This window comes from Chromobacterium piscinae (assembly GCF_021129175.1).
In the GTDB taxonomy this organism is placed as follows: Bacteria; Pseudomonadota; Gammaproteobacteria; order Burkholderiales; family Chromobacteriaceae; genus Chromobacterium; species Chromobacterium piscinae.
This window is the reverse complement of the sequence record NZ_JAJOHV010000009.1, coordinates 41,665-64,748: the sequence shown is the minus strand read 5'-3', so window position 1 is coordinate 64,748 and position 23,084 is coordinate 41,665. Positions and strand designations below refer to the sequence as shown.

The following is a 23,084-nucleotide window of genomic DNA, read 5'->3' as shown; positions in this document are numbered from 1 at the left end:
GCCGCGCGCTGGCTGGCCGGCGCCGGCTACACCAGCGCCGCCGGCCGGGTGTGGTCGGCCGAATACCTGTTCAACGGCGACATCGGCGAGGCGACGCTGCAAGCCGACCCGGCCGCGCTGCGCGGCCGCCATTACCTGTGGGCCAGCGTGCAGAGCAACCCGCAGGAGCTGGAGCGCTACTGGCGGCTGGAATGGACGCGCAACCGGGACGACCATAGCCAGGGCTGGGCGCTGTACGGCGAGCGCCGGCTCCAGCCGCGCCTGTCCGGCTTCGCGATGCTGATCCTGGGCGAGGGCGGCGCCGGCAGCGAGTTGGGCGGCGTTTACCGCAGCGGCGCTACGTTGGGCCTCAAACTATTCCTGCTGTGATCGCGGACGCGGTCTATTCCGTCCGGACTGCCGCGCGGGGGCCTGAGCTTAGAGCCGTTTGGAACCGATCAGGCGGTTGAACAGCGAGCGCGGAATCTTGCGGTGCAGGCCGTGATGGACCAGGAATTCCTTCAGCGTCTGCAACCGGGTCTGCTCGATGCCGAACTTCTCGCACAGGTAGTTCTTGCACTTGATCACCGAGTCGGTGGTGCGCGGCGCGTTGCGCGGCCGGTATTTGTCCATGAAGGCGGCGATCTGCTTGAACTCCCAGTTCAGCAGCAGCAGGAAGCAGACCTCCTGTTCGTATTCGGTCAGCGTCACGTCTTCCAGGCTGCTGTAGGCCGAGCCTTGCTCCAGGCTGCAGCCGGCGCCGAACTCGAGCACGTAATTGGGGATGATGTTGAGGAAATTGCCTATTTCGACGTCCTGGCCGCTGTAGATGGTGCCGAGGATCGACTGGCTGGGATGGTGGACCAGCATGTGCTTGTTGAACACGCGGGCCTTCAGACCGTCGGCGTATTCGTGGATGTTCAGCGTGGCGATCTTGCGCTCGATTTTGCCGCCGTGCATCAGCGACAGATCCTCGCTCACATAGCTGTCGGCGAACTCGGCGGTGCCCTCGCAGGGCATTTCGCAGTCCAGCCGGCCGGCGACGTCGCCGCCCTGTTTCAGCGCTACGATCCTGGCGTAGGCATCGGTGGAGATCAGATGCCGGGAATGGATGTCCTTCGCGCCCAGCATCATGTCCGAGCTTTTCGACAGCATTTCTATCGATTGGCGAAATCCAGCCAGGAAGCTTTTGTGTTCGTCGGTGAATTGCTCCGGGGCCAACATGGCGTATGTCATCGGCGATATTTCCTAATACGGAAGCCGGACATTCTAATGCGGAGGGCGGCCTCGATATTCCAGGCCTGTCCGACCGGACATTGCCGCTTTGCGAGAGCCGGATGGGTTCAAGCCGCCAGGCGCGCTTCTTGCTGAAAGCGCAGGCAGTAGGACAGCTGCAATTTGAGCCGGCGCAGCGTCAGGCGGCCGTTCGACCAACTCCGTGGCGGGCCCGGCGCGCGCAGCTCCTCCTCCGTCAGCCTGGATTCCTGGCTGGCGATCTGCCGGCGCAGCGGGGCGATGCGGTCCAACCGCAGCTGCCGCAACACTTTTTCCTCCGGGTGCAGGCGGCCTGCCAACGTGGCGGCGCGGACTTGCCAGTAGCGGGGGTCGTACCACGGTCCGGTGCCGGGCGGCAGGTCGCGGTAGGGAATGTGTTCGATATAAGGCAGATAGAGGTCGCCATGCCAGACGGCGTCGTCCTCTATGGTTCCGCACAGTTGCAGCAGCAGGTTTTCCTGTCGCAGCGACCAGGCTGACGAGGATACGAAAACCATGGCTTCGGGCAGTAGGTGGAAACCTTGATGTTCCAGCATGGAGCGCAGCGGATCGCTCAGCTTGCCGCGCGCGTAGATTCTCAGCCTGTCGTCGTCCGGCGAGTAAGTGGCGGTCAGAGGTTTATTCATTTTCCACTCCCCTTGTTTCACGCGCGGCGCTGGATGGGTTGGCGAGCCAGGATATTTGGTTTTGTCGCTGGATTTTGCCTTGTTGTCCTACGAGGTGGAACTCCAGTTTTCTGGAGGTCGGCGGCTATCGGGTGATAAGCGACGGCGATTGTCATTTCTTCAAATAATCCATTATTTGGATCATTCGAATCGGCGCCATTCCCGGTGCGGCATCCGCCTGCGATGGGCAAGCCCGTCGATGCCGTACCGGCCGCGGCGCTAGGATTGGCCGTTTTCCAGCCGGGCTGACGGTTTGGCCAGATAAAACCATTCCTGGCCGGCTTGGGCCCGGGGATTGGGAAACACGATGCGGGCGTCGTCAGGCGCCGTGACCGGACCGCCGTCGGCGCGGCGGCCTATCAGCTCTCCCTGGCGGACGCTGTCGAAGCTGCTCCAGGCGCGGACGAAACTGTCGGCGTCGTCGCGCTTGTCCACCACTTCATAAAGGCTGAGCAAGGCCAGCGGCTGCGGGGTGGGATCGGGCGCGTCCACCATGCCGAGGTGGGCCAGGGTGTTGAGGATCGCGCGGTAGGCGATCTCCGGCGCGGCCGGATCGTCGTGGCGGCCGCATTCCAAGGTCAGCGCCCAGCCGCCCTGGCTGCGCATGTATTCGGTGGTGCCCACGCCGTAGCGCGGGTCGGTGTTGAGCTCGGCCAGCGTCGCGTCGCCGGCCGGCGACTGCCGCCGCCGCTCCACGCCCAGCGCGTAGGTGGACAGCCAGCCGTCCACCGCGTCAGCGACGCCGAGCCGCCGCGCCAGCGCTTCCTCGCGGGCCGCGTGGGCGAATGGCTCCAGCTCGCCGTCGTTGTCGGTCGGGCCCAAGAACACGAACGGCTGTCCGGGCGACTGGAAGGAATGCAGATCGAGCAGGACCTGATGCTCGGCCAGCAGCGGGCACAGCCAGTTGGCGACATGGTCCTCGTAGTCCTGCGGATGACCGCTGGGCGCGAGATTGCGGTTCAGGTTGCGGTCGCCGCCGCGCTGGCCCAGCCGGTAGGCCAGCGGGTTGGCCACCGGAACCAGGGTCAGCCGTCCGGCGCGCAGCGACAGCATTCCCTGCTCCAGCTCCGCCATCACGCGGCGGATGGCGACGGCGCCGCACACTTCGTTGCCGTGCACCGCGCCGGTGACGATCAGCGCGGGGCCGCCCGCCAGCCCCTGGTAGCTATGACTGGCGAAGGCCTGCGGCCAGCCCGGATTCACTTGAGCCATACGTCCTCGAAATCGAAAGAGCCGTTGGGGTTCATGATGAAGCCCTGCACATTGGCGCGCAACGGGATGTAGATCCGGGAGTGGGCAATGGTGATCCATGGCCGCTCGCGCTTGAAGATTTCCTGCGCCTTCAGATAGTACGGCGTCCGCTGCTTCTGGCCTGTGGTCTGGCGGCCCAGTTGCAGCAGCCGCTCGAACTCGGCGTTGCAGAAGCGTTGGCCGCCCTTGCTGACGCTGCAGGACAGGCTGTTCCACAGGAAGTCGTCTGGGTCGCCGGAGTTGCTGGTGAGGCCCGACATGTAAACGTCGTGCTCGCCGGCGCCGGCGCGTTTCAGATATTCGCCCCACTCGTAGGACTGGATGTTGGCCTTGACGCCGATCCGGGCCCAGTCCTGCTGGATCATTTGCGCCATCAGCTTGCCATTGGGGTTGGTCGGGCGCTGCACCGGCAAGGCCCATAGGTTGACGGTGAAGCCGTTGGGGTAGCCGGCTTGGGCCAGCAAGGCCTTGGCTTTGGCCGGATCGTATTCGTTGCGGGTCTTGGGGTTCCAGCTCCAGGTGGACGGAGGGAAGGGGTTCACCGCCTGGGTGGCGCCGCCCTTGGGGAACAATGCCTTGAACAGCGCGTCGCGGTTGATCGCGATGTCCAGCGCCACCCGCACCTCGCGCTTGGCGAACTGCGGCCGCTTCAGGTTGTAGGCCAGGTAGGAGATGTTGCTGGCGCCGGTGGCGGCGATCTTGATGTTCTTGTCGCCGGAGAGCGCGTCGAGGTCGGACTCGCGCACCGCCGCGGCCACCTGGCATTCGCCGGCCTTCAGCTTCTGGATGCGGACCTGCGGGTCGGCGACGATGGCGAACACCAGGCTGCGGGTTTTCTGCGGCTTGCCCCAGTACTGCGGGTTGGCCTCGTAGCGGATGATGGCGTCCTTGGCGTAGCTCTTGAAGCGATAGGGGCCGGTGCCCACCGGCAGCAGGTTGATCTGCTGCGGCTTGCCCGCCTTCAGCAACTGGTCGGCGTACTCGGCCGACTGCATGCCGGCGAAGCCCATCGCGAAGAAGGTGAGGAAGGGGGCGTTGCGCTCTTTCAGCCTAATCTGGATGGTGTGCTCGTCCACTTTCCGCACCGATTCGATCAGCTTGGACAGGCCATAGCCGTCCGGTCCGGTCAACGGGGTCTTGAAGGCCTGGTTGAAGGGCAGGTCCGGCCGTATCCAGCGGTTGATGGTGAAGACCGCGTCGTCGGCGGAGAAGTCCCGGTTGGGCGTGAAATAGTCGGTTTGATGGAACTTGACGCCGCGGCGCAGTCTGAACGTATATAGTAGTCCGTCATCCGATACCGACCAGCTTTCCGCGAGGCCGGGCCGCAGTGCCACGCCGCCGCGTTTGAATTCGACCAGGCCCTGGAACACCGGCTTGGCGATGTTGTAGGTGGTGGCGCTGTCCCACATTGCCGGATCGAAGCCTTCCGGCGAGGCTTCCGCGCAGAATACCAGCGGTTTGGCGGCCAGGACGGGAGCGGGCAGCGCCGCGGCCAGCAGGGCCGCGAGCGGGAGCAAGGACGAAAGGCGGGGCAGGGTCATTTCGGTTTCCTGTATTGGTTTTATTCGTTCCGAGCCTACCATGGTCCAAGGCCGGAGTCGGATCGTCTTCACAGTATCGCTCAAGCGGCGGCCTGTCGGATTTGCGGCAGGTCAGCGGCGAGGGAGGAGCCATGGACGCAGCCATCAGGCTGGAGGAGCTGGCAAGCCATCCCGAATACGTGTCCATCGAGGGCATGGCCGGGGTGCGCTTGGACTTGCGCTACGCCTGCGCCGACAATTTCGTCGGCCGGGACCTGTACGGCCCGTCGGCGCGGGCGCTGCTGCATGGCACGGCCGCGGAACGGCTGGCCCGCGCCGCGGGCGAGATGGCCAGCCGCCGGGCCGGATATCGACTGCGCGTTTTCGACGCCTTGCGGCCGGGCCGGGTGCAGCGGGTGTTGTGGGACATCGTCAAGGATACGCCGCAGCGCATCTACGTGGCTGATCCGGCGCGCGGCTCCATCCACAGCTTCGGCATGGCGGTGGACATCACGGCAGAAGACCAGGCGGGGCGGGAGCTAGACATGGGCACCGGCTTCGACGATTTCACCGAACGCGCGCAGCCGCAGCGGGAGGAGGAGATGCAGGCCAAGGGGCTGCTCAGCGACGCGCAATTGGCTAATCGCCGGCTGCTGCGCGCTTGCATGGAAGCCGCCGGTTTCCGCGGCATCGCCACCGAGTGGTGGCATTTCGAGGCGGCGGACCGCGACTGGGTGCGCGCGCATATGCGCCTGATTGAGTGAGCGCGGAGCGCTGTTATGCGGGCCGCCGCCATCAGACGTTTTGGCATTACGACGCGCCAGCGGCCGAGTTCAGGTCTCATGCTTGGCCGCCTCGCTGCCCACCGTGGAAACGCTGTCAGCGAGGAAGCCGGTTAGGATCGCGTTGAATTGCGCGCTTAGGTTGAGAAAAGGGAAATGGCCGGCATCGATGGTCTCGACTAGGGATGTGTAGGGAATGCTCACTTTTCAACAAGGCAACCTGCTCGATGGGAAAGGCGATGTTCCAGTGGCCGGCGATGATCGGCATCGGGGCCTGGATGGCGCCCAGCCGGGCGCGGCTGTCGAAGCGGAACAAATTTCTTATGCCGAGTCGTAGCGGCCGCCGCGAAGCCTTCAATGGGCGAGAGGGGCGGCGGCCGGAGCGTGGCTTATTTTTGGATCAGGGCCATTCTGATGGCCAGGGCGCCAAGCGTCACGCCCATGACGCTGCGCTGCGCACGGGCCCATTGCGGGCGATTGGCCAGAAAGGTGGAAATGGTGCCCGCCGTGAAGATGAACAGGCAGTTTACCGTTACGCTGATGCAAATCTGCATGGAGCCCAATGCCATGCCTTGGAGGAGCACGTCGCCATGGCGAAGGTCGATGAATTGCGGCAGCAGGGACAAGTAGAACATCGCCACTTTCGGGTTGAGCAGGCTGGTCAGAAACCCCATTGAAAACAGCCGCCCAGGCGAGTCTGGCGGCAGTTCGCGCACTTGGAAGGGAGAGCCGCCGGCAGGGCGCAACGCGTTCCACGCCAGCCAGGCCAGGTAAAGCGCGCCGCCAAGCCTCAAGGCGTCGAACGCATATGGCAGGGCCATCAGAAAGGCGGTCAGACCGAGGGTCGCGCACAGCATGTAGACGATAAAGCCCAATGCCACGCCGCCGAGTGAAATCAAGCCCGCGGCGCGGCCCTGGCAAATCGAGCGCGATACCAGGTAAATCATATTGGGGCCAGGGGTGAGAACCATTCCGAGACAGATTGCCGCAAAGGCACCAAGCGTGGTCAATTCGATCATGGCGTTGGCCTTGTTATGAATTGGGATTTTTGAATTCCAATTTCGATGCTTTTGGTATTTTCTATAGTATGGCGCAAATCCAAAGCTTGCGGCATTGATTTTTCCGCGCATCTACCCCGCTGTGGACGGCCGCAGCTACCGAAGGCCAGGGCGAAGTCTTGCGCCGTCAGGCAGACGGCGCAAGACTGCGGGTGACTCAAGGCTGGCGGTTTTCCACGGGGTGATCCCAATAAGAACGGTTGGTTTTGGCGCGGGCTCCGCTGGCTACTAGGCGGGCGACGCGGCGCGCCGCATGCCAGGGCAGTAACCAGAAGACGAAGACAAGCAGGGAAAGCAGTTGGTAGCGCATGCGAGAGGCTCCGTGGTTAATCGAGAGGTATCGCCAGGCGCCAGTCCGTTTGTTCGCGGAATTCTGGCTGGTCGGCGCGGCGGAGGATAAAGGAACCCATCACCAGTAGATCCATTTCCGTGCGCATGAAGCATGCGTACGCTTCTTCCGGTGTGCAGACGATAGGCTCGCCCCGGACATTGAACGAGGTATTCACCAGTACAGAACAACCGGTATGCTGTTTGAAGCTTCTGAGCAGCGCGGCAAACGGCTGATTCGATTCGTCGCTCACCGTCTGGATGCGGGCGGAGAAGTCGACATGAGTGATCGCCGGCAGCTGAGAGCGCACCGTGCTCAGGCTGTTCAATGCGGAAGGAAGATTTTCCGAGCCTTTGGCGCGGATGCTTTCCGTCACGGGGGCGACGATCAACATGTAGGGGCTTTGCTGATCGATGTCGAAATATTGCGTGACGTCTTCTGCGAGCACCGCGGGCGCGAAAGGCCGGAAGGATTCCCTGAACTTGATTTTCAGGTTCATCTTGCGCTGCATTTCAGGATCGCGGGGGTCGCCGATGATGGAGCGCGCGCCCAAAGCTCGCGGTCCGAATTCCATGCGTCCCTGGAACCAGCCTACCACCGCGCCGTTAGCCAGCTCTCGGGCAACCTGATCGTATAGGGCGGCGGAATCGAATCGCTTGGCCGGATAGCCCTTGCGGTCAAGGAAGCTTGCAATCTCGCTATCTTGAAAGCCTGGCCCAAGCAGCGAGCCGCGCATGGCATCAGTGCCGGCGGCCAGGTGCGGACGGCCGGATTGCGCGACAGCCACTTCGAGCGCCGCGCCCAAAGCGCCGCCGGCATCGCCCGCGGCCGGCTGTATCCAGATGGATTCAAATTCGCCAGATCGGCTGAGCACGCCATTGGCCACGCAATTCAAGGCAACGCCGCCAGCCAGGCACAAGCATTTTTCCCCGGTTTGCTTCAGCGCGGTTCTCGCTAGACCCAGCACAACCTCCTCGGTGACTTGTTGCACTGATGCCGCTAGATCGCAGTCGCGCTGGGTGAGCTGGCTCTCCGGCTTGCGCGCCGGCGCGCCGAATAGTTTTTCAAAAGCGGGCCCGACCATGCGCTCGCCCTTCATGAATTCGAAATAACGAAGATTCAGAGCGAAAGAGCCATCGGGCCGTATGTCGATCAGTTCCTTGCGGATCAGGTCTGCGTACAGCGGGCGTCCATAAGGCGCCAGTCCCATCAGCTTGTATTCGCCGGAGTCGACCTTGAACCCGCAATAATAGGTGAAGGCGGAGTACAGCAGCCCCAGCGAATGGGGGTACGAAATCGAGTTGAGAAATTCCAGCTGCTCGCCTTTGCCATGCCACAGCGAGGTGGTGTGCCATTCGCCGACGCCATCTATGCATAGGACGGCCGCGCTTTGATAAGGCGAAGGGAAAAAGGCGGATGCGGCATGGGAGCGGTGGTGTTCTGAGCTACGGACCTCCGGGACTGCTCCTCTTCCCAGCGCGGCGAGTTCGCGTTTCACTTCCGCCAGTGCGTTCCGTTTCCAGTCCAGCCATTGTGGGAAGACGCGCGTGAATGCGTTCAGGCAGGCGGGGCCGGCCTCGGCGAAGGAGGACATGACCCGGGAAAATTTGATCTCGGAGTCTTCGTAGTAAACGATGCTGTCGATATCGTTCAATGAAATGCCGGCTTCGTCCAGGCAGTAAGCCAAAGCTTGGCTCGGAAACGAAGGATCGTGTCTGACGCGGGTGAAACGCTCCTCTTGCGCCGCGGCGACGATGACGCCGTCTCGCAGCAGGGCGACGGCGCTGTCATGGTAGTAGGCGGATAGACCGAGAATGTAATGACTCATTGGTAAGCGCTCATCAAACTATGGGTATCGGTGAGTGGAGCAGGGCTTGCCGGCCAGATGGCAGCGGCGGAGACGATGCTTTCGCGCTGGCGAATAGCGATTTGAGCGGGGCGAGGAAATCCCGCGGGCGGGCGGACAGCGCCGCATACCCTGTCCGGATTCGTCGCCATGCGTCAGCGGAGGACTCCCCAGCGTCAGCTATGCCTTCCATGTATTTGTCGATCGCCACCATGGCCCATGCGGAGTGGCCGTTGACCACGTTGTCTATGGTGTTGTGGAGGTCGACAAACTGGGTGCTGAAACCATGGTGGGAGAGGAAGCGGCGTGCGTCGCGATAGCCGTCGCCGACCCCGGATAATTCCATCGCCAGATTCATGCCCAGCACTTCTGGCAGGAAAGTGCGAGGCAATTTGCCTAGGCAAAGCCAGAGAACCGGCAGCTGGAATGACTCACGGCGCAGCCGCGGGTCTGCGGCAAATTCCCGCGACGCAGTGGGCGGCAGCTGAATGTCCATGGATCGCAAAAGCTGCCGGTAGATGAGCGGGTGGTTGAGCTTGAGCTGCCCGTTTCCCAACTCATCCCAATAGATCTGGAACAGCGGCGCGCCGATTTCCGATGTCGCTAGCCCGATATCCGTGAAACCTTGCAGCCAGGAGCCATCGATCAGTATCAGCGGAGCGAGCTGCAGCGTGGATTCGATCACCTCTTCCCGGCTGGGGGGGCCGGATTGGGATTGTTTGCCGGCTTCGAAGGACGCGCCATGCAGATCATGCTGCCGCAGTAGCCACTCCGGCAGCGTGCCAGGCGACCATAAGGCTGGGAGCTGCCGCCCGGGAGTGCCTTTGGCGCGCTGCGCAGCATGGAGCCAGCGACGGACGTACGCCAGTGCGAATGCCCGAGTGGCCGGCGCCATCGCCCTTCCTTGCAGGAGATGGTAGGCGCTGCGCAAGTCGCTGGGCGCGTCGCCGTTCATCCGCTCGGCCCGGCTGGGCGGACAGGGGACGGGAAGCGCTGGCGTGGCATCGGCCAGCGGCTGTTCCGTGGGCTGTTCCAGCTTGGAAATCCATTCCCGGATGGTTTGCAGCTCTGGCTCAGAAAATACCCGGAACATTGGGCCGCGGGGGCTGACCAGCCCATTGACCAGAGTGCTGCGGGCGGCGTCGCCTTTTACCACATAGCGGCTTCTGGACAGCATGGCCATCACGGGGGCAGGATCGCTGGCCGCGCGGCGAAGATGCTCGGACAGCGGGCAGCCTTCTATCGCCCGGTCCTGATGATAAATGCCGGCAGCCCGAGAACGATCGCGCAACAGTTGCCCCATCGCATGCGCGGGGCTGGCGGCGCGGGCTGCGGCTGACAAAATGCGCCGGCTCCAGCTGCTTACAGCGGCGAAGGCCCACTGGAAGGCTGCTACGTATTTCGCGGATGAGGCCGCGTCTTCCGCTTGGCAACGCTCGCCAAGCGAAAGCGATAAGGAAAGCGGCTCCGCCACGATGGCCGTGTCTCCCGGGACGGAGAGATCCAACCGTTTCCAGTCGGTCCATTCCGGATGGCGCGCGTTCATCGCCGCGAAGCAAGGCAAGCGGCCGATACCGCGGAAGACGGCATCGATCGCAAGAATCTGGATTTGGAAAGCGTCGCTGCGTCGACTCATGGCCAACAAGACGGCCGGCAGCGCGAACATGTCGTCGGCAACGGAGGTTTGATGGGTAATCGAAACGGCGCTGGCGCTTCCGAATGGATGGTTGAAGCGCCGCAGCAGCAGGCGGAAGGCATCGGTCCGGGCTCCTAGCGGCCGGCCAGTGCCTAGATCGTCGGCCAACAGCGACAACACTCCGAGATGGCCATCGTCTTCGAATACGCCAGGCGCGCTCAAGCCTTGCAGCCAAGAACCCAAGACCATGGCCAGCGGCGCGGCGCAGGCCAGCAGGGCCGTGTCGTGGCGCTCTCGCCCCAATCCATCCAGCACCGCGGCGTCGACGGCGGCATACCGAGCCTCTTCCTGCACGCGCCACGCGGCGAGCGTCTCAGTTGAAAGCGGGTGGGCAGGGCCTTCCTCCGATTCCATGTTGGCCATCCATTGCAGGATGTCCGCCTCATCGAGCCAGGATTCCGGATCCGCCCCCAGCCGATATGCTTGGCGCCAGTCCATTCGATATCCTCAAAACATCGGATAGATGGATGCGTCCCGCTTTTTCTGTTTCCGTCGGAAGATCAGGCGGAAAAGGCTTTTCAGTAGTTTCATGGTGACACTCGCTATTTTATAAGATGTTGAGCAATTGCCGGGCTACGAAGTCATGGCCTTGGTCAGTGAAGTGGATGCGGTCGACAAATAGCCACTGTTCGGGTGCAAGCGTTTCAGCCAGGATGGGGCTCAGATTGATGAAGCGAGCGCCCAATTTTTCAACCCCTTCCCGCAACGCCGCCGCATATTGGGAACACGCATTCTTGTTCAAGATGTCCCCATACACCTCAGTGAAGCGGCCGAGCTGATCCAACTCTGCGAATAGCGCCTCTTCTTCTTTGCTGCCCTGGGGGCGGACCCAGCCGGCCAGTGGCTGGAGCACGAACGTGAGTTTGGCGTCAAGATCCTTGGCGATGGCATTCCAGGTGAGCAGGTGGTGCAGGGTCAGGTCAGCAGCATAGGCTATTTGCTGCTCCAGACTCGGCGGCTCCTCTTCGCGCGCGCCGCCGGAGAACAGCTTTTTCCCGGCTTGCAGCAAGCCTTTGGTGCGGTTGGTGCCCAGCGACTCAAAAAACTCGTTGCAGTTGAAGAACGCGCCATGTTCTTGCCGGATATGAGATGGCAGCCGAGCCAGCCCCAGATTGTTGAAGCCCGAAAACAGGACGATTTCTTCGATGGGCGGCAAGGTATGCCTATATAGCGAGAGAAGAATGAGTTCTTGGGCCGAGTTGAAGCTGCGGCCGCCGAAATTCAGCCATGGCAATCCGCGCTCATCGTGCTCGGTCAATCGTGAAGACAGCGTCCAGCCATCCGAACTGGCGCCGATGCCGAACACCGTTGAACTGCCAGCCAGCAGCCTAGCTGGTTGTCGACTGTCGTTGTCGCGGACAGAAAAACGCCGCCCCTGGCTTTCCGAATAGCGAAACCCGCTTGCGTCGGTGTTCACCACCGCGCTGGCATGGTTTGTCGGATGGAAGTACATCAGGTATGGAAGCCAACGGATGTCGCCGCTATCTGCGAATTTTTCCTCGTAAGCTGCCATTTGTGGCGTTAGTCGCTCGCGTACACCCATCTGAGGAACCTTTCTTTTCCATGTTCAAAATTTCAGCGCGCATAAATGCTAATTGAGTTTATTTTTCATAATTCCATGTATTTGGAATAAATGTCAATGAATTGGTTGCTGTTTCGGCGCTAGCGACATAAATGTATGTCCCGTCATCAGGTTGCGGCGATAACGGTTTCTTTACGCCGCGACTGGGCGAAATGAGAGGAGTCTTCTATGGCTATCTCGACCGCGGGCTTGACCTGCGCTTGGGCTAAATAGGATAATTCCCATCTTTTTCAAATGCTTATCCATACTCTTCACGCGGGTTGCTTCGTGGCGGCATGCTGTATGTCAAGTGGGTGAGGTAGTGCTCTGCCGCAACGCTTTAGTCGTGCCAATGAGACAAAAATAGGCGGAAATCAGCCGGAATGAACCGTAATCAGAACGCAGCCAATGGCGCTGAAAACTTAGCCAACCAAGGCAGTCGAGTAAAATTGCCGCCACGGCGTCTCTCCGTCGCCCCGATGCTGGACTGGACCGACCGCCACTACCGCTACTTCGCCCGCCAGATCACCCGCCATGCCTGGCTGTACACCGAGATGGTGACCACCGGCGCGCTGCTGAACGGCGATGTCGCCCGCCATCTGCGTTTCGACGAGGCCGAACATCCGATCGCGCTGCAGCTGGGCGGCTCAGAGCCGGCCGAGCTGGCCGCGTGCGCGAAGCTGGCGGCCGAGTGGGGCTATGACGAGGTGAACCTTAATGTCGGTTGCCCGTCGGAAAGAGTGCAGAAGGGCGCTTTCGGCGCCTGTTTGATGGCGGAGCCGCAACTGGTGTCCGATTGCGTCAAGGCGATGCGCGACGCGGTGGATATCGACGTCACCGTCAAGCACCGTATCGGCATCGACCAGATCGAGCATTACGATTACTTGCGCGAATTCGTCGACACTGTGGCCGAGGCTGGCTGCCATACCTTCATCGTCCACGCGCGCAACGCCATCCTGAAAGGGCTGAGCCCCAAGGAAAACCGCGAGATCCCGCCGCTGAAGTACGACTATGTCTACCGTCTTAAGCGGGAGCGGCCGGATCTGGAAATCCTGATCAATGGCGGCGTGAAAACCAATGCTGAGATTGCCGAGCACCTGAAGCACGTGGACGGCGTGATGGTCGGCCGCGAGGCTTATCACAACCCGTGGCTGATGGCGGAATGGGACGCGCTGTTCTATGGCGACGAGGCCGCCGGCCCCGAGCGCGCGGCGGTGGTCGACGCGATGATGCCCTATGTGACGGCGCGTCTGGGTGACGGCAGCAATGTGCGCCACATCGCCCGCCACATCCTGGGCCTGTTCCAGGGCCTGCCCGGCGCGCGCAATTGGCGCCGCATGCTGTCCGATTCCAAGCTGTTGGACGGCGCCGACGCCGGCCTGCTGCGCCAGGCCTACGAGGCGACGCTGGCCGGCCGCCGCGCCTGATTATCCGATGGCCGCCGACGGGCGGCTGTCTGCGCCAGGCGGCCCCGGCCGCCTTTTGTCATTGTTGTCATGCCCGGCATGACTGTCTGGAGGTGGATCCCAATTGAAAAAGTTGCAAAAGCTGATGCTCGCCCTGTCGCTGTCTTCCGGCCTGGCTTGGGCCGGTCCCAATGACGTGCTGCACATCTACAACTGGAGCGGCTCGCTGTCCGACAACATCGTCAGGCAGTTCGAGAAGCGCTGCGGCTGCAAGGTGGTGCAGGACTACTACGGCGACAACGAGGAAATGCTGGCCAAGCTGGCCGCCGGCGCCAAAGGCTACGACATGGTGTTTCCGTCCAGTTTCGTCGTGCAGGCGATGACTAAGCAGAAGCTGCTGCAACCATTGGACCACCGCCAGATTCCGAATCTGAAAAACGTGGCGCCGGCCTATCTGTCGCAAAGCTACGATCCGGCCAATCGCTACACCATCCCTACCGTGCTGTCGCTGACTTCCGTCGGCTACAACGTCGAGAAGCTGAAGCAGCTGGGCGTGGATCCCTCCAGCTGGTCGGTGATCTTCGACCCTGCGGTGCTGCGGAAGATCAAGGGCAAGGTGACGGTGCTGGACAGCTCGCGCGAGGTGTTCGCCGCCGCGCTGTTCTACCTGGGCAAGGACCCTAATGCCGCGACCGACGCCGACATGCGCGCCGCGCGCGACGTGATCAAGAAAGCCAAACCGTACTGGGCCGCCTTCTCCAACGCCAGCTATCTGAAACAGCTGGCGGTCGGCAATATCTGGGTGGCGCTCGGCTACTCCACCGAATTCTTCCAGGCCAGCGAAGACGCGCGCCAGACCAAGCGGGCCTTCCATATCGGCAATGTGCCGCAGCGCGAGGGCAATGAAATCGGCGTGGACACCATGGCGATCACTGCCAGCGCCAAACGGCCGGACCTGGCCCATCAGTTCATCAACTTCATGCTGGACGGACAGAACGCCGCCCAGCTGACCAACCTCAATGGCGCGACCAATCCGGTGGCTACCGCCAGCCAATATTTCCGCGCCGATCTGAAAGCCAGCCCGGTGATCAATCCGAGCGCCGAGCAGGCGAAAAAATGGACGGTATTGCGCGAGTTGACGCCGGTGGAGCGTCGCGCGCTGGCGCGGATGTGGACGGAAGTGAAGGTCAGCCGCTAAGCTGGCGGCCTGGCCGGACGCCATCAACCCGGTTCGGCCGCACCCACAAGATAGAAAGAGCGAAAAGATGTTCGACCAACTGGTTCTCGCCAGCAACAACGCCGGCAAACTGAAGGAATTCGGCGCACTGTTCGCCGAATTGGGCGTCACTGTGCGACCGCAGCGCGATTTCGACGTGCCGGAATGCCCGGAGCCGCACCACACCTTCCTGGAAAACGCGCTGGAGAAGGCGCGCCACGCCAGCCGGCAGACCGGCCTGCCGGCGCTGGCCGACGACTCCGGCATCTGCGTCGAGGCGCTGGGCGGCGCGCCGGGCGTGTACTCGGCCCGTTTCGCCGGCGAGCCCAAGTCCGACGCGCGCAACAACGCGCTGTTGGTGGAAAAGCTGCAGGGCGAAGCCAACCGCCGCGCTTGGTACTACTGCGTGCTGGTGCTGGTGCGCCACGCCGACGATCCGCAGCCGCTGGTGGCCGATGGCATCTGGCTGGGCGAGGTGCGCGACGAGGCCGCAGGCGGCGGCGGCTTCGGCTATGACCCTTACTTCTTCCTGCCCAGCCACGGCGTGACGGTGGCCGAGCTGGACGCAGCCGAGAAGAACCGGGTCAGCCACCGCGGCCAGGCGCTGTCTGCGCTGATGGCCAAGCTCAAGGCGCTGGCATGAGCGTGATTGATCTGTCGGCGCTGACGGGCGGCCTGCGCGAGTTGCCGCCCTTGGCGCTGTACGTCCATTTTCCGTGGTGCATCCGCAAGTGCCCGTATTGCGACTTCAACTCGCACGAGCCGAAGAACGGCTTCGACGAGATGGCCTACGTCGACGCGCTGCTGCGCGATCTTGAATACTCGCTGCCCGAGGTGTGGGGCCGCCCGTTGACCAGCATCTTCATGGGCGGCGGCACGCCCAGCTTGTTCAGCCCGCAGGCGATGGACGCGTTTTTGGCCGGCGTGCGCGCGCGGCTGAGGCTGCATCCGGACGCCGAAATCACGATGGAAGCCAATCCCGGCACCTTCGAGATCGAGCGCTTCCGCGGCTACCGCGAAGCCGGCATCAACCGCTTGTCCATCGGCATCCAGAGTTTCGATCCCAAGCACTTGAAGGCGTTGGGGCGCATCCACGACGGCGACGAAGCCAAGCGCGCGGTCGAGATCGCGCTGACCCACTTCGACAACGTCAATCTGGATCTGATGTATGCGCTGCCGGGCCAGACCCTGGATGAGGCGCTGTCCGACCTGAACACCGCGCTGTCCTATGGCATCACCCACCTATCGGCCTACCATCTGACGATAGAACCGAATACGATGTTCGCGGCGCAAACGCCGAAGAACCTGCCGGACGACGAAGTCTCGGCCGACATGCAGGAGGCGATAGAGTCCTGTCTGGAGGCGGCCGGTTTCGATCACTACGAAACCTCGGCTTTCGCCAAATCGGGCCGCCATAGCCGGCACAACCTCAACTACTGGCAGTTCGGCGACTACGTCGGCATCGGCGCCGGCGCCCACGGCAAGATCAGCAGCCATGCCGGCATCGTGCGCCAGATGCGGCACAAGCAGCCGGCGGCCTATCTGAAGGCGGTGGCGGACGGCAATCCGCTGCAAAGCCAGCAGAAAGTCGCCCGCGCCGACCTGCCGTTCGAATTCATGATGAACCTGCTGCGCCTGACCGGCGGCTTCGAGAGCCGCCTGTTCCAGGAACGCACCGGGCTGCCGCTGGCGCTGATCCGCCGCCAGCTGGACGAAGCCCAGGCGCAAGGCCTGCTGGACGGCGACGGTGCCATCCTGCGCCCGACGCTGAAAGGCCAGCGCTTCCTCAACGATTTGCTCACCCTGTTCCTCAAAGAAGGAGATGAATAATGGCTAAGGAAATTATCCACACCGACAAGGCTCCGGCCGCCATCGGCGCTTACTCGCAAGCCGTCAAGGCAGGCAACACCGTCTATCTGTCCGGCCAGATCCCGCTGGACCCGGCCACCATGGCCGTGGTGGAAGGCGGTTTCGCCGCCGAAACCCACCAGGTGTTCAAGAACATGAAGGCCGTGTGCGAAGCCGCCGGCGGCAGCCTGGATCAGATCGTCAAACTCAATGCCTACCTGACCGACCTGTCCAACTTCGCCACCTTTAATGAAATCATGGGCCAGTACTTCAGCCAGCCGTTCCCGGCCCGCGCCGCTGTCGGCGTGGCCAGTCTGCCCAAGGGCGTGCTGGTGGAAGCCGAAGCGGTGCTGGTGCTGTAAGCGCGCCGCATTCGCGATGAAGAAGCCCCGGGAAACCGGGGCTTTTTGTTGGACAGGGGATTCAGCGCAACTGATAGCGGGTGTAGAGGCCCCGGCCTTGCCTATCCAGGCTCCAGACCGTGACGCGCAGGAAGTCGGGCGCGGTCAGCGTGGGGCTCTTGTGAGCGTTGAGCGCTAGCGGATTGGCTAATGCGCCCGCGCTGTCTTCGAAGCGCTGTGGCTGGCCTTGTTGACGCATGTCCAGCAACAGGCTGTTGAACCAGAGTTGCGGCGGCACTTGCCAGGCGAGTTTCAGATCGCTGGCGCCGTTGGCCTTGGTCAGCGCCTGCCGCGTGTCGCGTGTCAGAGCGGGAAAGGCCTGCTGAGCGATTTCGGCGGCGGTGAACAGCGGCGCGCGCGGAATGACGTCCTTGCCGACCGGCTGGGTGAAGCGGTCATCGGCGTAAAAGCGCAATTTCAGAACATTCCGGCTCAAGGCATCGTTGTAGACGGCCGCGAAGCCGTCGGGCGTCAGATAATTCACCGGGCAATGATAGTCAGGGTTCGCCGATGCCAGCTCCTGCGGCTCCAGTTGTGCGCACTCGGCATTTTCCTTCAGGGTAAGGATGGCTTTGCCGTCGGCCAGCAACTGGGCGCTGCGGGCGACAATTTGCGCGGCGGGACGGTCTGGCTGGCTGTAGATCGGGTTGTCGTGCCGGGCATATTGGCTGAGCACCAGATTCAGCAGGCTGACCTTGGCGCTGCCGTTGTCGGGGGCGCTGATGATCTGGCGGGCCCCGGCATCCATTTGCAAGGAGACGGGGCTGTCATTTCCCGCCAGCTTCCAGCCTTCTTTCTGCAAGCGGGCCTTCATGCGGAAAGACCCGGGTGCCATCCCCGGCACGCGGACCGTCATCGAAATCTGGCAGAGCGCGGTGCTGTAACAGGTTTCCACTTTCGGCGGCGAGAAACGTCCGCCGACATAGGTTTCCCCGTATCCGGCGTCTTCCATTTCCCGCGCCAGATATTGCGCTGCGTTGTCGCCGTCAAACTGAAAATCGTCGCTGAGCAACGCCGCCAGGCGCTTGTCCAGGCCGTTCGCGCTGAGATAGGCGGTGTTCAATTGCGCCGCCAGCTCATCCAGCCGGCTCAGGTCCGGCAGGTCGTCGGCCGGCAAGGGGTTCGGATTTTGATCCCGGCTCACCATGGTTGCGGCCTGGGCGCGCTTGTTTTGCAGGCGCATGGTCCCCGCTTGGCTGCCGGCGGAAACCTCCACCATTTCCAGCAATTTGTCGTGTCCGGTCTTGTCGGCGGCGAAAGCCGTCCGCAGCAAATCGACGCGGCTGTCCAGACCGACGGCCTGCATCAAGGGGGCCAGCGCGGTTTTCAGGCTGGTTTGGCTCTGGTTCAGCTTGGCGATGTCGAGTTTGGCCGCGCAAACCGCGACATTGAGGAAGCATTCATTCGCCTCGGTGTCGCTGCTCATCGACAGAATAGCGTCGGTCAGCGGCGTGATGTTGACGGTCCCCGTTTGCGTGGCGACCGAGTGGAGAGACACCGGCACGCCGCCGATCAGTCCGGTAGCCTCCAGCAGCGCCGGCGAGGCGAACTGGCTCAAGTCGGCGCTGTAACGGCCTTGCGCATCGGTCAGCACTGTAATCGAGTGGCCCTGGGCGTCTTTGATCGTGATCGAGCCATTGTCCAATGGGGAACCGGAAGCCGCGGTGCCGCTGATCTGGCCGAGCGTGTGAGCATTGCCGCCGGATGCGGCATGGCTGTTGTCGCCTTCGCAAGCGGTCAGCGCGAACGCGACGGCCAATGCGAGAACGGATTGTTTCATCACAGTATTCAGCATGCGAGTTGTTTTAGTTTGGTGAAGCGTTGAGGAAAAGTTAGGACGAAATAGTACATTGACATTTTGCTTGTGTCATTTATGTCCAGGCGAGCAGTGGCGTGACGACGGAGAGTTGGGCATGGTTCCGTGATCGAGACTCTGAGGCCGCGAGATGAAAAATCTACTCCTGCTGGGCTTGCTGTTAGGCGCGGAACTGTGTCCAGCCGAAGTGTTCAAGTGCAGGAGCGCCGACGGCAGCGTGGCCTATGGCCAGCAGTCGTGCCCGGCAGGCAGCCGGGCGCTGGAAATGGAGTCGCATCCATTCAGCGTGATCGAACAGAACGATGGCGGCCAGGCGGCGAAGCGCTACCGCGAGCAGCTGCGGGAATGGGCGGACAAGCGCGATAAGAATCAGCAGGCCGATGCCAAGACGGAGCAGCGCGAGCGGAGCGCGCAGCGCAAGAAGTGGCTGGCCGAACGCGAGCATTGCCGCCGGCTGGACGCCAAGCGCGCCGCGCTGGACGCGAAGCTGCGCCGCGGGCAGCCGCTGCAGGAGGCCGAGCGTGTGAAACTGCGTCTTGCCAAGGTGGAGGATCAGATGCAGGATCGGGCATGCCATCTATATAAGGAGGGTTGATGGGCGCTTATCGATTCCAGATCGTCAACGTGTTCGCCGAGCAGCGTTTCGGCGGCAATCCGCTGGCGGTGTTCACCGACGCCGCCGGCTTGTCGGACGACGACATGCAGTTGATCGCGCGGCAGTTCAATCTGTCGGAAACCGTATTTTTATTGCCGGGCGACACCGAATGCGCGGCCAGCTTGCGCATCTTCACGCCCAGCTACGAATTGCCTTTCGCCGGCCACCCCACGCTGGGCAGCGCGGCCGTGCTGCATGCGCGCGGCGAGCAGGGCGATGATTTCATGCTGCGCACCCGCTCCGGCCTGATCCCGATCCGCCATGCCGACGGCGTGTTCCGGCTGCGGGCATTGCCTGCGTCGGCCCGGCCCGGCTGCGGCATCGGAGAAGCCGCGGCGATGCTGGGCCTGGACTCTGGCGACGTGCTGCATGCACCGCAGTGGGTGGATGCCGGCAGCGCGCAGCTGCTGATCGGCCTTGCCAGCCGCGAGGCGGTGCTGAACGCCAAGCCCGATCCGGCGCTGTTCACCCGGCATGCGACGCTGCGGCCTGGACACAGCATCGCCTATGTCTGGCATCAGGACGGCGGCGTCGCTACCGTGCGACTGTTCTTCGAGCAGCTGGGTTCGGTGATAGAAGACCCCGGCACAGGCAGCGCCTGCGCCAACCTGGGCGGCTGGTGCGCGCTGAACGGTCTTGCGCCGCTGTCGTGGAAGGTGGAGCAGGGCGAGGCGATCAACCGGCCAAATCGGCTGTATCTGGATGTGGACGCGGATGGCGGGGTCAGCGTAGGCGGGCGCACCCAGTTCATGGGAGCGGGCGAATTCCGCTGCTGACTCCGCGGCGCGGCTTGACTGGCCTGCCCGCTATTGGCATCCTAGAGCCGCTACTCCAAACTGTTGTTTCATAACAAACGAGACGAGGAAAAAACATCATGATCCAAATCGCCAAAGCCGCCTGCCTCGCGACCGCGCTGGGCTTGGTTAGCCAACTGGCGCTGGCCGGCAGCGCCGCCGGCCTGTGGAAGACCATTGACGATGAAACCAAGCAGGCCAAGGCCCTGGTGCAGATCAACGAAGCGCCCAACGGCGAGCTGACCGGCAAGGTGATCAAGCTCTATCTGCACCCGGATGCGGTATGCGACAAGTGCGACGGCGCCAACAAGGGCAAGTCGGTGAACGGCATGCAGATTCTGTGGGGCCTGAAGAAGAGCGGAGAGGAATGGTCGGACGGCCAGATCCTGGATCCGAAGTCCGGCAAGATCTACACCTCCGGCGCCAAGCTGATGGACGACGGCAAGAAGCTGCGCGTGCGCGGCTACATCGGCCCCTTCTTCCGCACTCAGGTGTGGGAACGCCAGCAGTAAGCCGACGGACGCCAGGTCCATCGAAAGGCGGAAGCCGGCGCGAGCCGCTTCCGCCTTTTGCGTGTTGAAAACACGCCGCGAGCGTAGCGAGGCTCCCTTGCAGGGCAAGGGCGGGGGGATTGGGATTCGATGGTCAGGCGGCGGGCGCGCCCACTGATTTGGCGAGGCCCGGCTAAGCCGGGTCCTGCTGCATCGAATCCATGTCTGACCTGCCGCCTGAGTGGAAGCCGGCTCGAGCCGCTTCCGCCTTTCTCATTGTTGGGTACAATCGCTACTCATGAATTCCCCGATCGATCTCGCCAACCAGCCGCCGGCGGCGCCGGCCGCGCTGGTCAAGAAGCTGGAGAAGCTGGGCATACGCCGCCGCTTCGACCTGGTGCTGCACTTGCCGCTGCGCTACGAGGACGAAACCCACATCTATCCGATCGCCGACGCGCCGTATGGCCAGCCGGCGCTGGTGGAGGGCACCGTCACCGCGCACGAGGTCAGCTACAAGCCGCGCAAGCAGCTCAGGGTGCAGATCGAGGACGGCAGCGGCACGCTGATGCTGCGCTTCATCCATTTCTACCCCAGCCAGCTCAAGCAGTTCGCCGAGGGCAGCCGCATCCGCGCGCTGGGCGAAATCCGCCGCGGCTTCGCCGGCGACGAGATGGTCCATCCCAAGACCCGCGAGGTGCGCGAGGGCGCGCCGCTGGCCGACAGCCTGACCCCGGTCTACCCGACGGTTAACGGCCTGACCCAGCCGGTGCTGCGCAAACTGGTGCACGCCGAGCTGAAATCGCAGCGCCTGGACGAGCTGCTGCCGACGCAGTTGATGGCGCCGCTGGCGCTGCAGCCTTTCGCCGAAGCCATCCGTCTGTTGCACCAGCCGCCGCCGGAATGGTCGGCGCAGCAGCTGGCCGATCCGCGGCTGCCGGCCTGGCAGCGGCTGAAGTTCGATGAATTGCTGGCGCAGCAGCTGTCGATGCGGCTGGCCTACCGCGCGCGCCGGCTCGGCCACGCGCCGCGCATCGCCGGCGACGGCAGCTTGACCGAGAAACTGCTGGCTCTTCTGCCGTTCCAGCTCACCGGCGCCCAGCGCAGGGTGCTGGACGAGGTCCGGGCCGACATGCGGCAGGTGCATCCGATGCACCGGCTGCTGCAGGGCGATGTCGGCAGCGGCAAGACCATCGTCGCCGCGCTGGCGGCGCTGTCGGCGATCGAAGCCGGCTACCAGGTGGCGCTGATGGCGCCGACCGAAATCCTGGCCGAGCAGCATTATCTGAAACTGTCCGGCTGGCTGGCGCCGCTGGGCATAGGCGTGTCCTGGCTATCCGGCAGCCTGAGGAAGAAGGCGAAGCAGCAGGCGCTGGACGAGATCGCTTCCGGCCAGTGCCGGCTGGCGGTGGGCACCCACGCGCTGTTCCAGGACACCGTGGCGTTCCAGAAGCTGGGCCTCGCCATCGTTGACGAACAGCACCGCTTCGGCGTCGGCCAGCGGCTGGCGCTGCAGGACAAGGGGGGGGAGCCGCACCAGCTGATGATGTCGGCCACGCCCATTCCGCGCACGCTGGCGATGAGCTTCTACGCCGATCTGGACGTGTCGGTGATAGACGAGCTGCCCCCGGGGCGCACGCCTATCGTCACCAAGCTGATCGGCAATCCGCGCCGGGCCGAGGTGGTGCAGTTCGTCGAGAAGACCTGCGCCGAGGGCAACCAGGCCTACTGGGTGTGTCCGCTGATCGAAGAGTCCGAGGCTTTGCAGTTGCAGACGGCGGTGGACTGCCACCAGCAGCTGCAGTGGGATTTGCCCGGCCGCCGCATTGGCCTGGCCCATGGCCGGATGAAGGCGGCGGAGAAGGCCGAGGTGATGGCGGCCTTCGGGGCGGGCCAGCTGGACGTGCTGGTGGCGACGACGGTGATCGAAGTGGGCGTGGACGTGCCCAACGCCAGCCTGATGGTGATCGAGCACGCCGAGCGCATGGGCCTCGCGCAATTGCATCAGCTGCGCGGCCGGGTAGGGCGGGGCAGCGCCAGGAGCGTGTGCGTGCTGCTGTTCGAGAACCCCTTGTCCGATCTGGCCAAGGCGCGCTTAAAGGTGATTTACGAGAATACCGACGGTTTCGAGATATCCCGCCAGGACCTGCAGATCCGCGGACCGGGCGAGTTTTTGGGCGCGCGCCAAAGCGGCCTGCCGATGCTGCGCTTCGCCGATCTGGAACAGGACCAGGCGCTGTTGGAGGCGGCGCGCGATCTGGCGCCGCAGTTGCTGGAGCGCTGGCCGCGGGAGGCCGAGGCGCACTTGGAGCGCTGGCTGGCCGGACGCGAGCAATTCCTCAAGGCATAAAAAAATCCGCCGCGATTGGGGGAAATCGCGGCGGCGAGGGAGGATTGCTGCAAACAAAAGAAACCATTAATGAAGCAGGCGTATATTAGCAATCAATGAATTTTTCGTTCAAGCGCGGACAGCAGCTCCGTTGACTTGGATCAAGCATG

Annotated in this window: 22 protein-coding genes; 12 read left to right on the top strand and 10 right to left on the bottom strand. The window is 63.1% G+C overall.

Going from position 1 to position 23,084, the window contains the following annotated elements:
* On the top strand, positions 1–369 hold a 369-nt coding region (locus LQR33_RS02325; protein ID WP_231467284.1), incomplete at its 5' end, for a hypothetical protein.
* Between the two features lie 48 nt (positions 370–417).
* Here LQR33_RS02325 and LQR33_RS02320 read toward each other — a convergent pair.
* The 4 genes from LQR33_RS02320 to LQR33_RS02305 all read right to left on the bottom strand — a co-directional run bounded on the left by LQR33_RS02320 (position 418) and on the right by LQR33_RS02305 (position 4,711).
* Positions 418–1,215 carry a hypothetical protein gene (locus tag LQR33_RS02320; protein WP_166441101.1) on the bottom strand — a complete coding sequence of 266 codons (798 nt, stop codon included), beginning with the start codon at positions 1,213–1,215 and terminating at the stop codon, positions 418–420.
* Positions 1,216–1,322: 107 nt separating this feature from the next.
* A complete protein-coding gene (locus LQR33_RS02315; protein WP_166441102.1) occupies positions 1,323–1,880 on the bottom strand; it encodes a hypothetical protein in 558 nt (185 codons plus the stop codon).
* Between the two features lie 258 nt (positions 1,881–2,138).
* The gene (locus tag LQR33_RS02310; RefSeq protein ID WP_231467282.1) at positions 2,139–3,131 is read right to left on the bottom strand and encodes a M14 family metallopeptidase; all 993 of its coding nucleotides are present in this window, start codon (positions 3,129–3,131) and stop codon (positions 2,139–2,141) included.
* Positions 3,119–4,711 carry an ABC transporter substrate-binding protein gene (locus LQR33_RS02305; protein ID WP_221665834.1) on the bottom strand — a complete coding sequence of 531 codons (1,593 nt, stop codon included), beginning with the start codon at positions 4,709–4,711 and terminating at the stop codon, positions 3,119–3,121. The genes LQR33_RS02310 and LQR33_RS02305 overlap by 13 nt, the downstream gene beginning before the upstream one ends.
* 131 nt (positions 4,712–4,842) lie before the next feature.
* Between LQR33_RS02305 and LQR33_RS02300 the strand changes: the two genes are divergently transcribed.
* Both LQR33_RS02300 and LQR33_RS02295 read left to right on the top strand, forming a co-directional pair.
* Positions 4,843–5,454: a M15 family metallopeptidase gene (locus LQR33_RS02300; RefSeq protein WP_231467279.1), complete on the top strand. Its 612-nt coding sequence runs from the start codon at positions 4,843–4,845 to the stop codon at positions 5,452–5,454.
* Positions 5,455–5,668: 214 nt separating this feature from the next.
* Positions 5,669–5,809 (top strand): hypothetical protein, encoded by a 141-nt coding sequence (locus tag LQR33_RS02295; RefSeq protein WP_231467276.1) that lies wholly within the window; start codon positions 5,669–5,671, stop codon positions 5,807–5,809.
* Between the two features lie 52 nt (positions 5,810–5,861).
* Here LQR33_RS02295 and LQR33_RS02290 read toward each other — a convergent pair whose 3' ends face one another.
* The 5 genes from LQR33_RS02290 to LQR33_RS02270 form a co-directional block, all read right to left on the bottom strand.
* The gene (locus LQR33_RS02290) at positions 5,862–6,491 is read right to left on the bottom strand and encodes a LysE family translocator (RefSeq protein ID WP_166441107.1); all 630 of its coding nucleotides are present in this window, start codon (positions 6,489–6,491) and stop codon (positions 5,862–5,864) included.
* A gap of 196 nt (positions 6,492–6,687) precedes the next feature.
* Positions 6,688–6,840, bottom strand: a complete 153-nt coding sequence (locus LQR33_RS02285) for a hypothetical protein (RefSeq protein WP_221665837.1) — start codon at positions 6,838–6,840, stop codon at positions 6,688–6,690.
* Positions 6,841–6,856: 16 nt separating this feature from the next.
* On the bottom strand, positions 6,857–8,686 hold the full coding sequence (locus LQR33_RS02280; RefSeq protein ID WP_221668401.1) for a carbamoyltransferase family protein: 1,830 nt from the start codon (positions 8,684–8,686) through the stop codon (positions 6,857–6,859).
* Positions 8,687–8,699: 13 nt separating this feature from the next.
* On the bottom strand, positions 8,700–10,838 hold the full coding sequence (locus tag LQR33_RS02275) for an iron-containing redox enzyme family protein (protein WP_166441110.1): 2,139 nt from the start codon (positions 10,836–10,838) through the stop codon (positions 8,700–8,702).
* 109 nt (positions 10,839–10,947) lie between these two features.
* Entirely contained in the window at positions 10,948–11,943 is a 996-nt protein-coding gene (locus LQR33_RS02270; protein ID WP_166441111.1) for an SGNH/GDSL hydrolase family protein, read from the bottom strand.
* 497 nt (positions 11,944–12,440) lie between these two features.
* On the opposite strand from LQR33_RS02270, the gene dusA reads away from it, so the two are divergent.
* The 5 genes from dusA to LQR33_RS02245 all read left to right on the top strand — a co-directional run bounded on the left by dusA (position 12,441) and on the right by LQR33_RS02245 (position 16,793).
* Complete coding sequence (gene dusA, locus LQR33_RS02265; RefSeq protein ID WP_231467287.1) at positions 12,441–13,388, top strand: tRNA dihydrouridine(20/20a) synthase DusA; 948 nt, start codon at positions 12,441–12,443, stop codon at positions 13,386–13,388.
* Between the two features lie 103 nt (positions 13,389–13,491).
* Positions 13,492–14,565, top strand: a complete 1,074-nt coding sequence (locus LQR33_RS02260; protein WP_231467273.1) for an ABC transporter substrate-binding protein — start codon at positions 13,492–13,494, stop codon at positions 14,563–14,565.
* 67 nt (positions 14,566–14,632) lie between these two features.
* Positions 14,633–15,226, top strand: coding sequence for an RdgB/HAM1 family non-canonical purine NTP pyrophosphatase (gene rdgB, locus LQR33_RS02255; protein WP_166441113.1), 594 nt, complete (start codon positions 14,633–14,635; stop codon positions 15,224–15,226).
* On the top strand, positions 15,223–16,413 hold the full coding sequence (gene hemW, locus LQR33_RS02250; RefSeq protein WP_231467270.1) for a radical SAM family heme chaperone HemW: 1,191 nt from the start codon (positions 15,223–15,225) through the stop codon (positions 16,411–16,413). Before rdgB ends, hemW begins: the two co-directional genes overlap by 4 nt.
* Positions 16,413–16,793 carry a RidA family protein gene (locus LQR33_RS02245; protein ID WP_046155452.1) on the top strand — a complete coding sequence of 127 codons (381 nt, stop codon included), beginning with the start codon at positions 16,413–16,415 and terminating at the stop codon, positions 16,791–16,793. Before hemW ends, LQR33_RS02245 begins: the two co-directional genes overlap by 1 nt.
* A 61-nt stretch (positions 16,794–16,854) precedes the next feature.
* Here LQR33_RS02245 and LQR33_RS02240 read toward each other — a convergent pair whose 3' ends face one another.
* Positions 16,855–18,612, bottom strand: a complete 1,758-nt coding sequence (locus LQR33_RS02240) for a carboxypeptidase-like regulatory domain-containing protein (protein WP_231467268.1) — start codon at positions 18,610–18,612, stop codon at positions 16,855–16,857.
* 166 nt (positions 18,613–18,778) lie between these two features.
* On the opposite strand from LQR33_RS02240, the gene LQR33_RS02235 reads away from it, so the two are divergent.
* The 4 genes from LQR33_RS02235 to recG all read left to right on the top strand — a co-directional run bounded on the left by LQR33_RS02235 (position 18,779) and on the right by recG (position 22,935).
* Positions 18,779–19,243, top strand: coding sequence for a DUF4124 domain-containing protein (locus LQR33_RS02235; protein WP_166441116.1), 465 nt, complete (start codon positions 18,779–18,781; stop codon positions 19,241–19,243).
* On the top strand, positions 19,243–20,079 hold the full coding sequence (locus LQR33_RS02230) for a PhzF family phenazine biosynthesis protein (RefSeq protein WP_231179447.1): 837 nt from the start codon (positions 19,243–19,245) through the stop codon (positions 20,077–20,079). The genes LQR33_RS02235 and LQR33_RS02230 overlap by 1 nt, the downstream gene beginning before the upstream one ends.
* Positions 20,080–20,177: 98 nt before the next feature.
* Entirely contained in the window at positions 20,178–20,609 is a 432-nt protein-coding gene (locus tag LQR33_RS02225) for a DUF2147 domain-containing protein (RefSeq protein ID WP_166441118.1), read from the top strand.
* Positions 20,610–20,886: 277 nt separating this feature from the next.
* Positions 20,887–22,935: an ATP-dependent DNA helicase RecG gene (recG, locus tag LQR33_RS02220; protein WP_231467266.1), complete on the top strand. Its 2,049-nt coding sequence runs from the start codon at positions 20,887–20,889 to the stop codon at positions 22,933–22,935.
* The last annotated feature ends 149 nt before the right edge of the window (positions 22,936–23,084 follow it).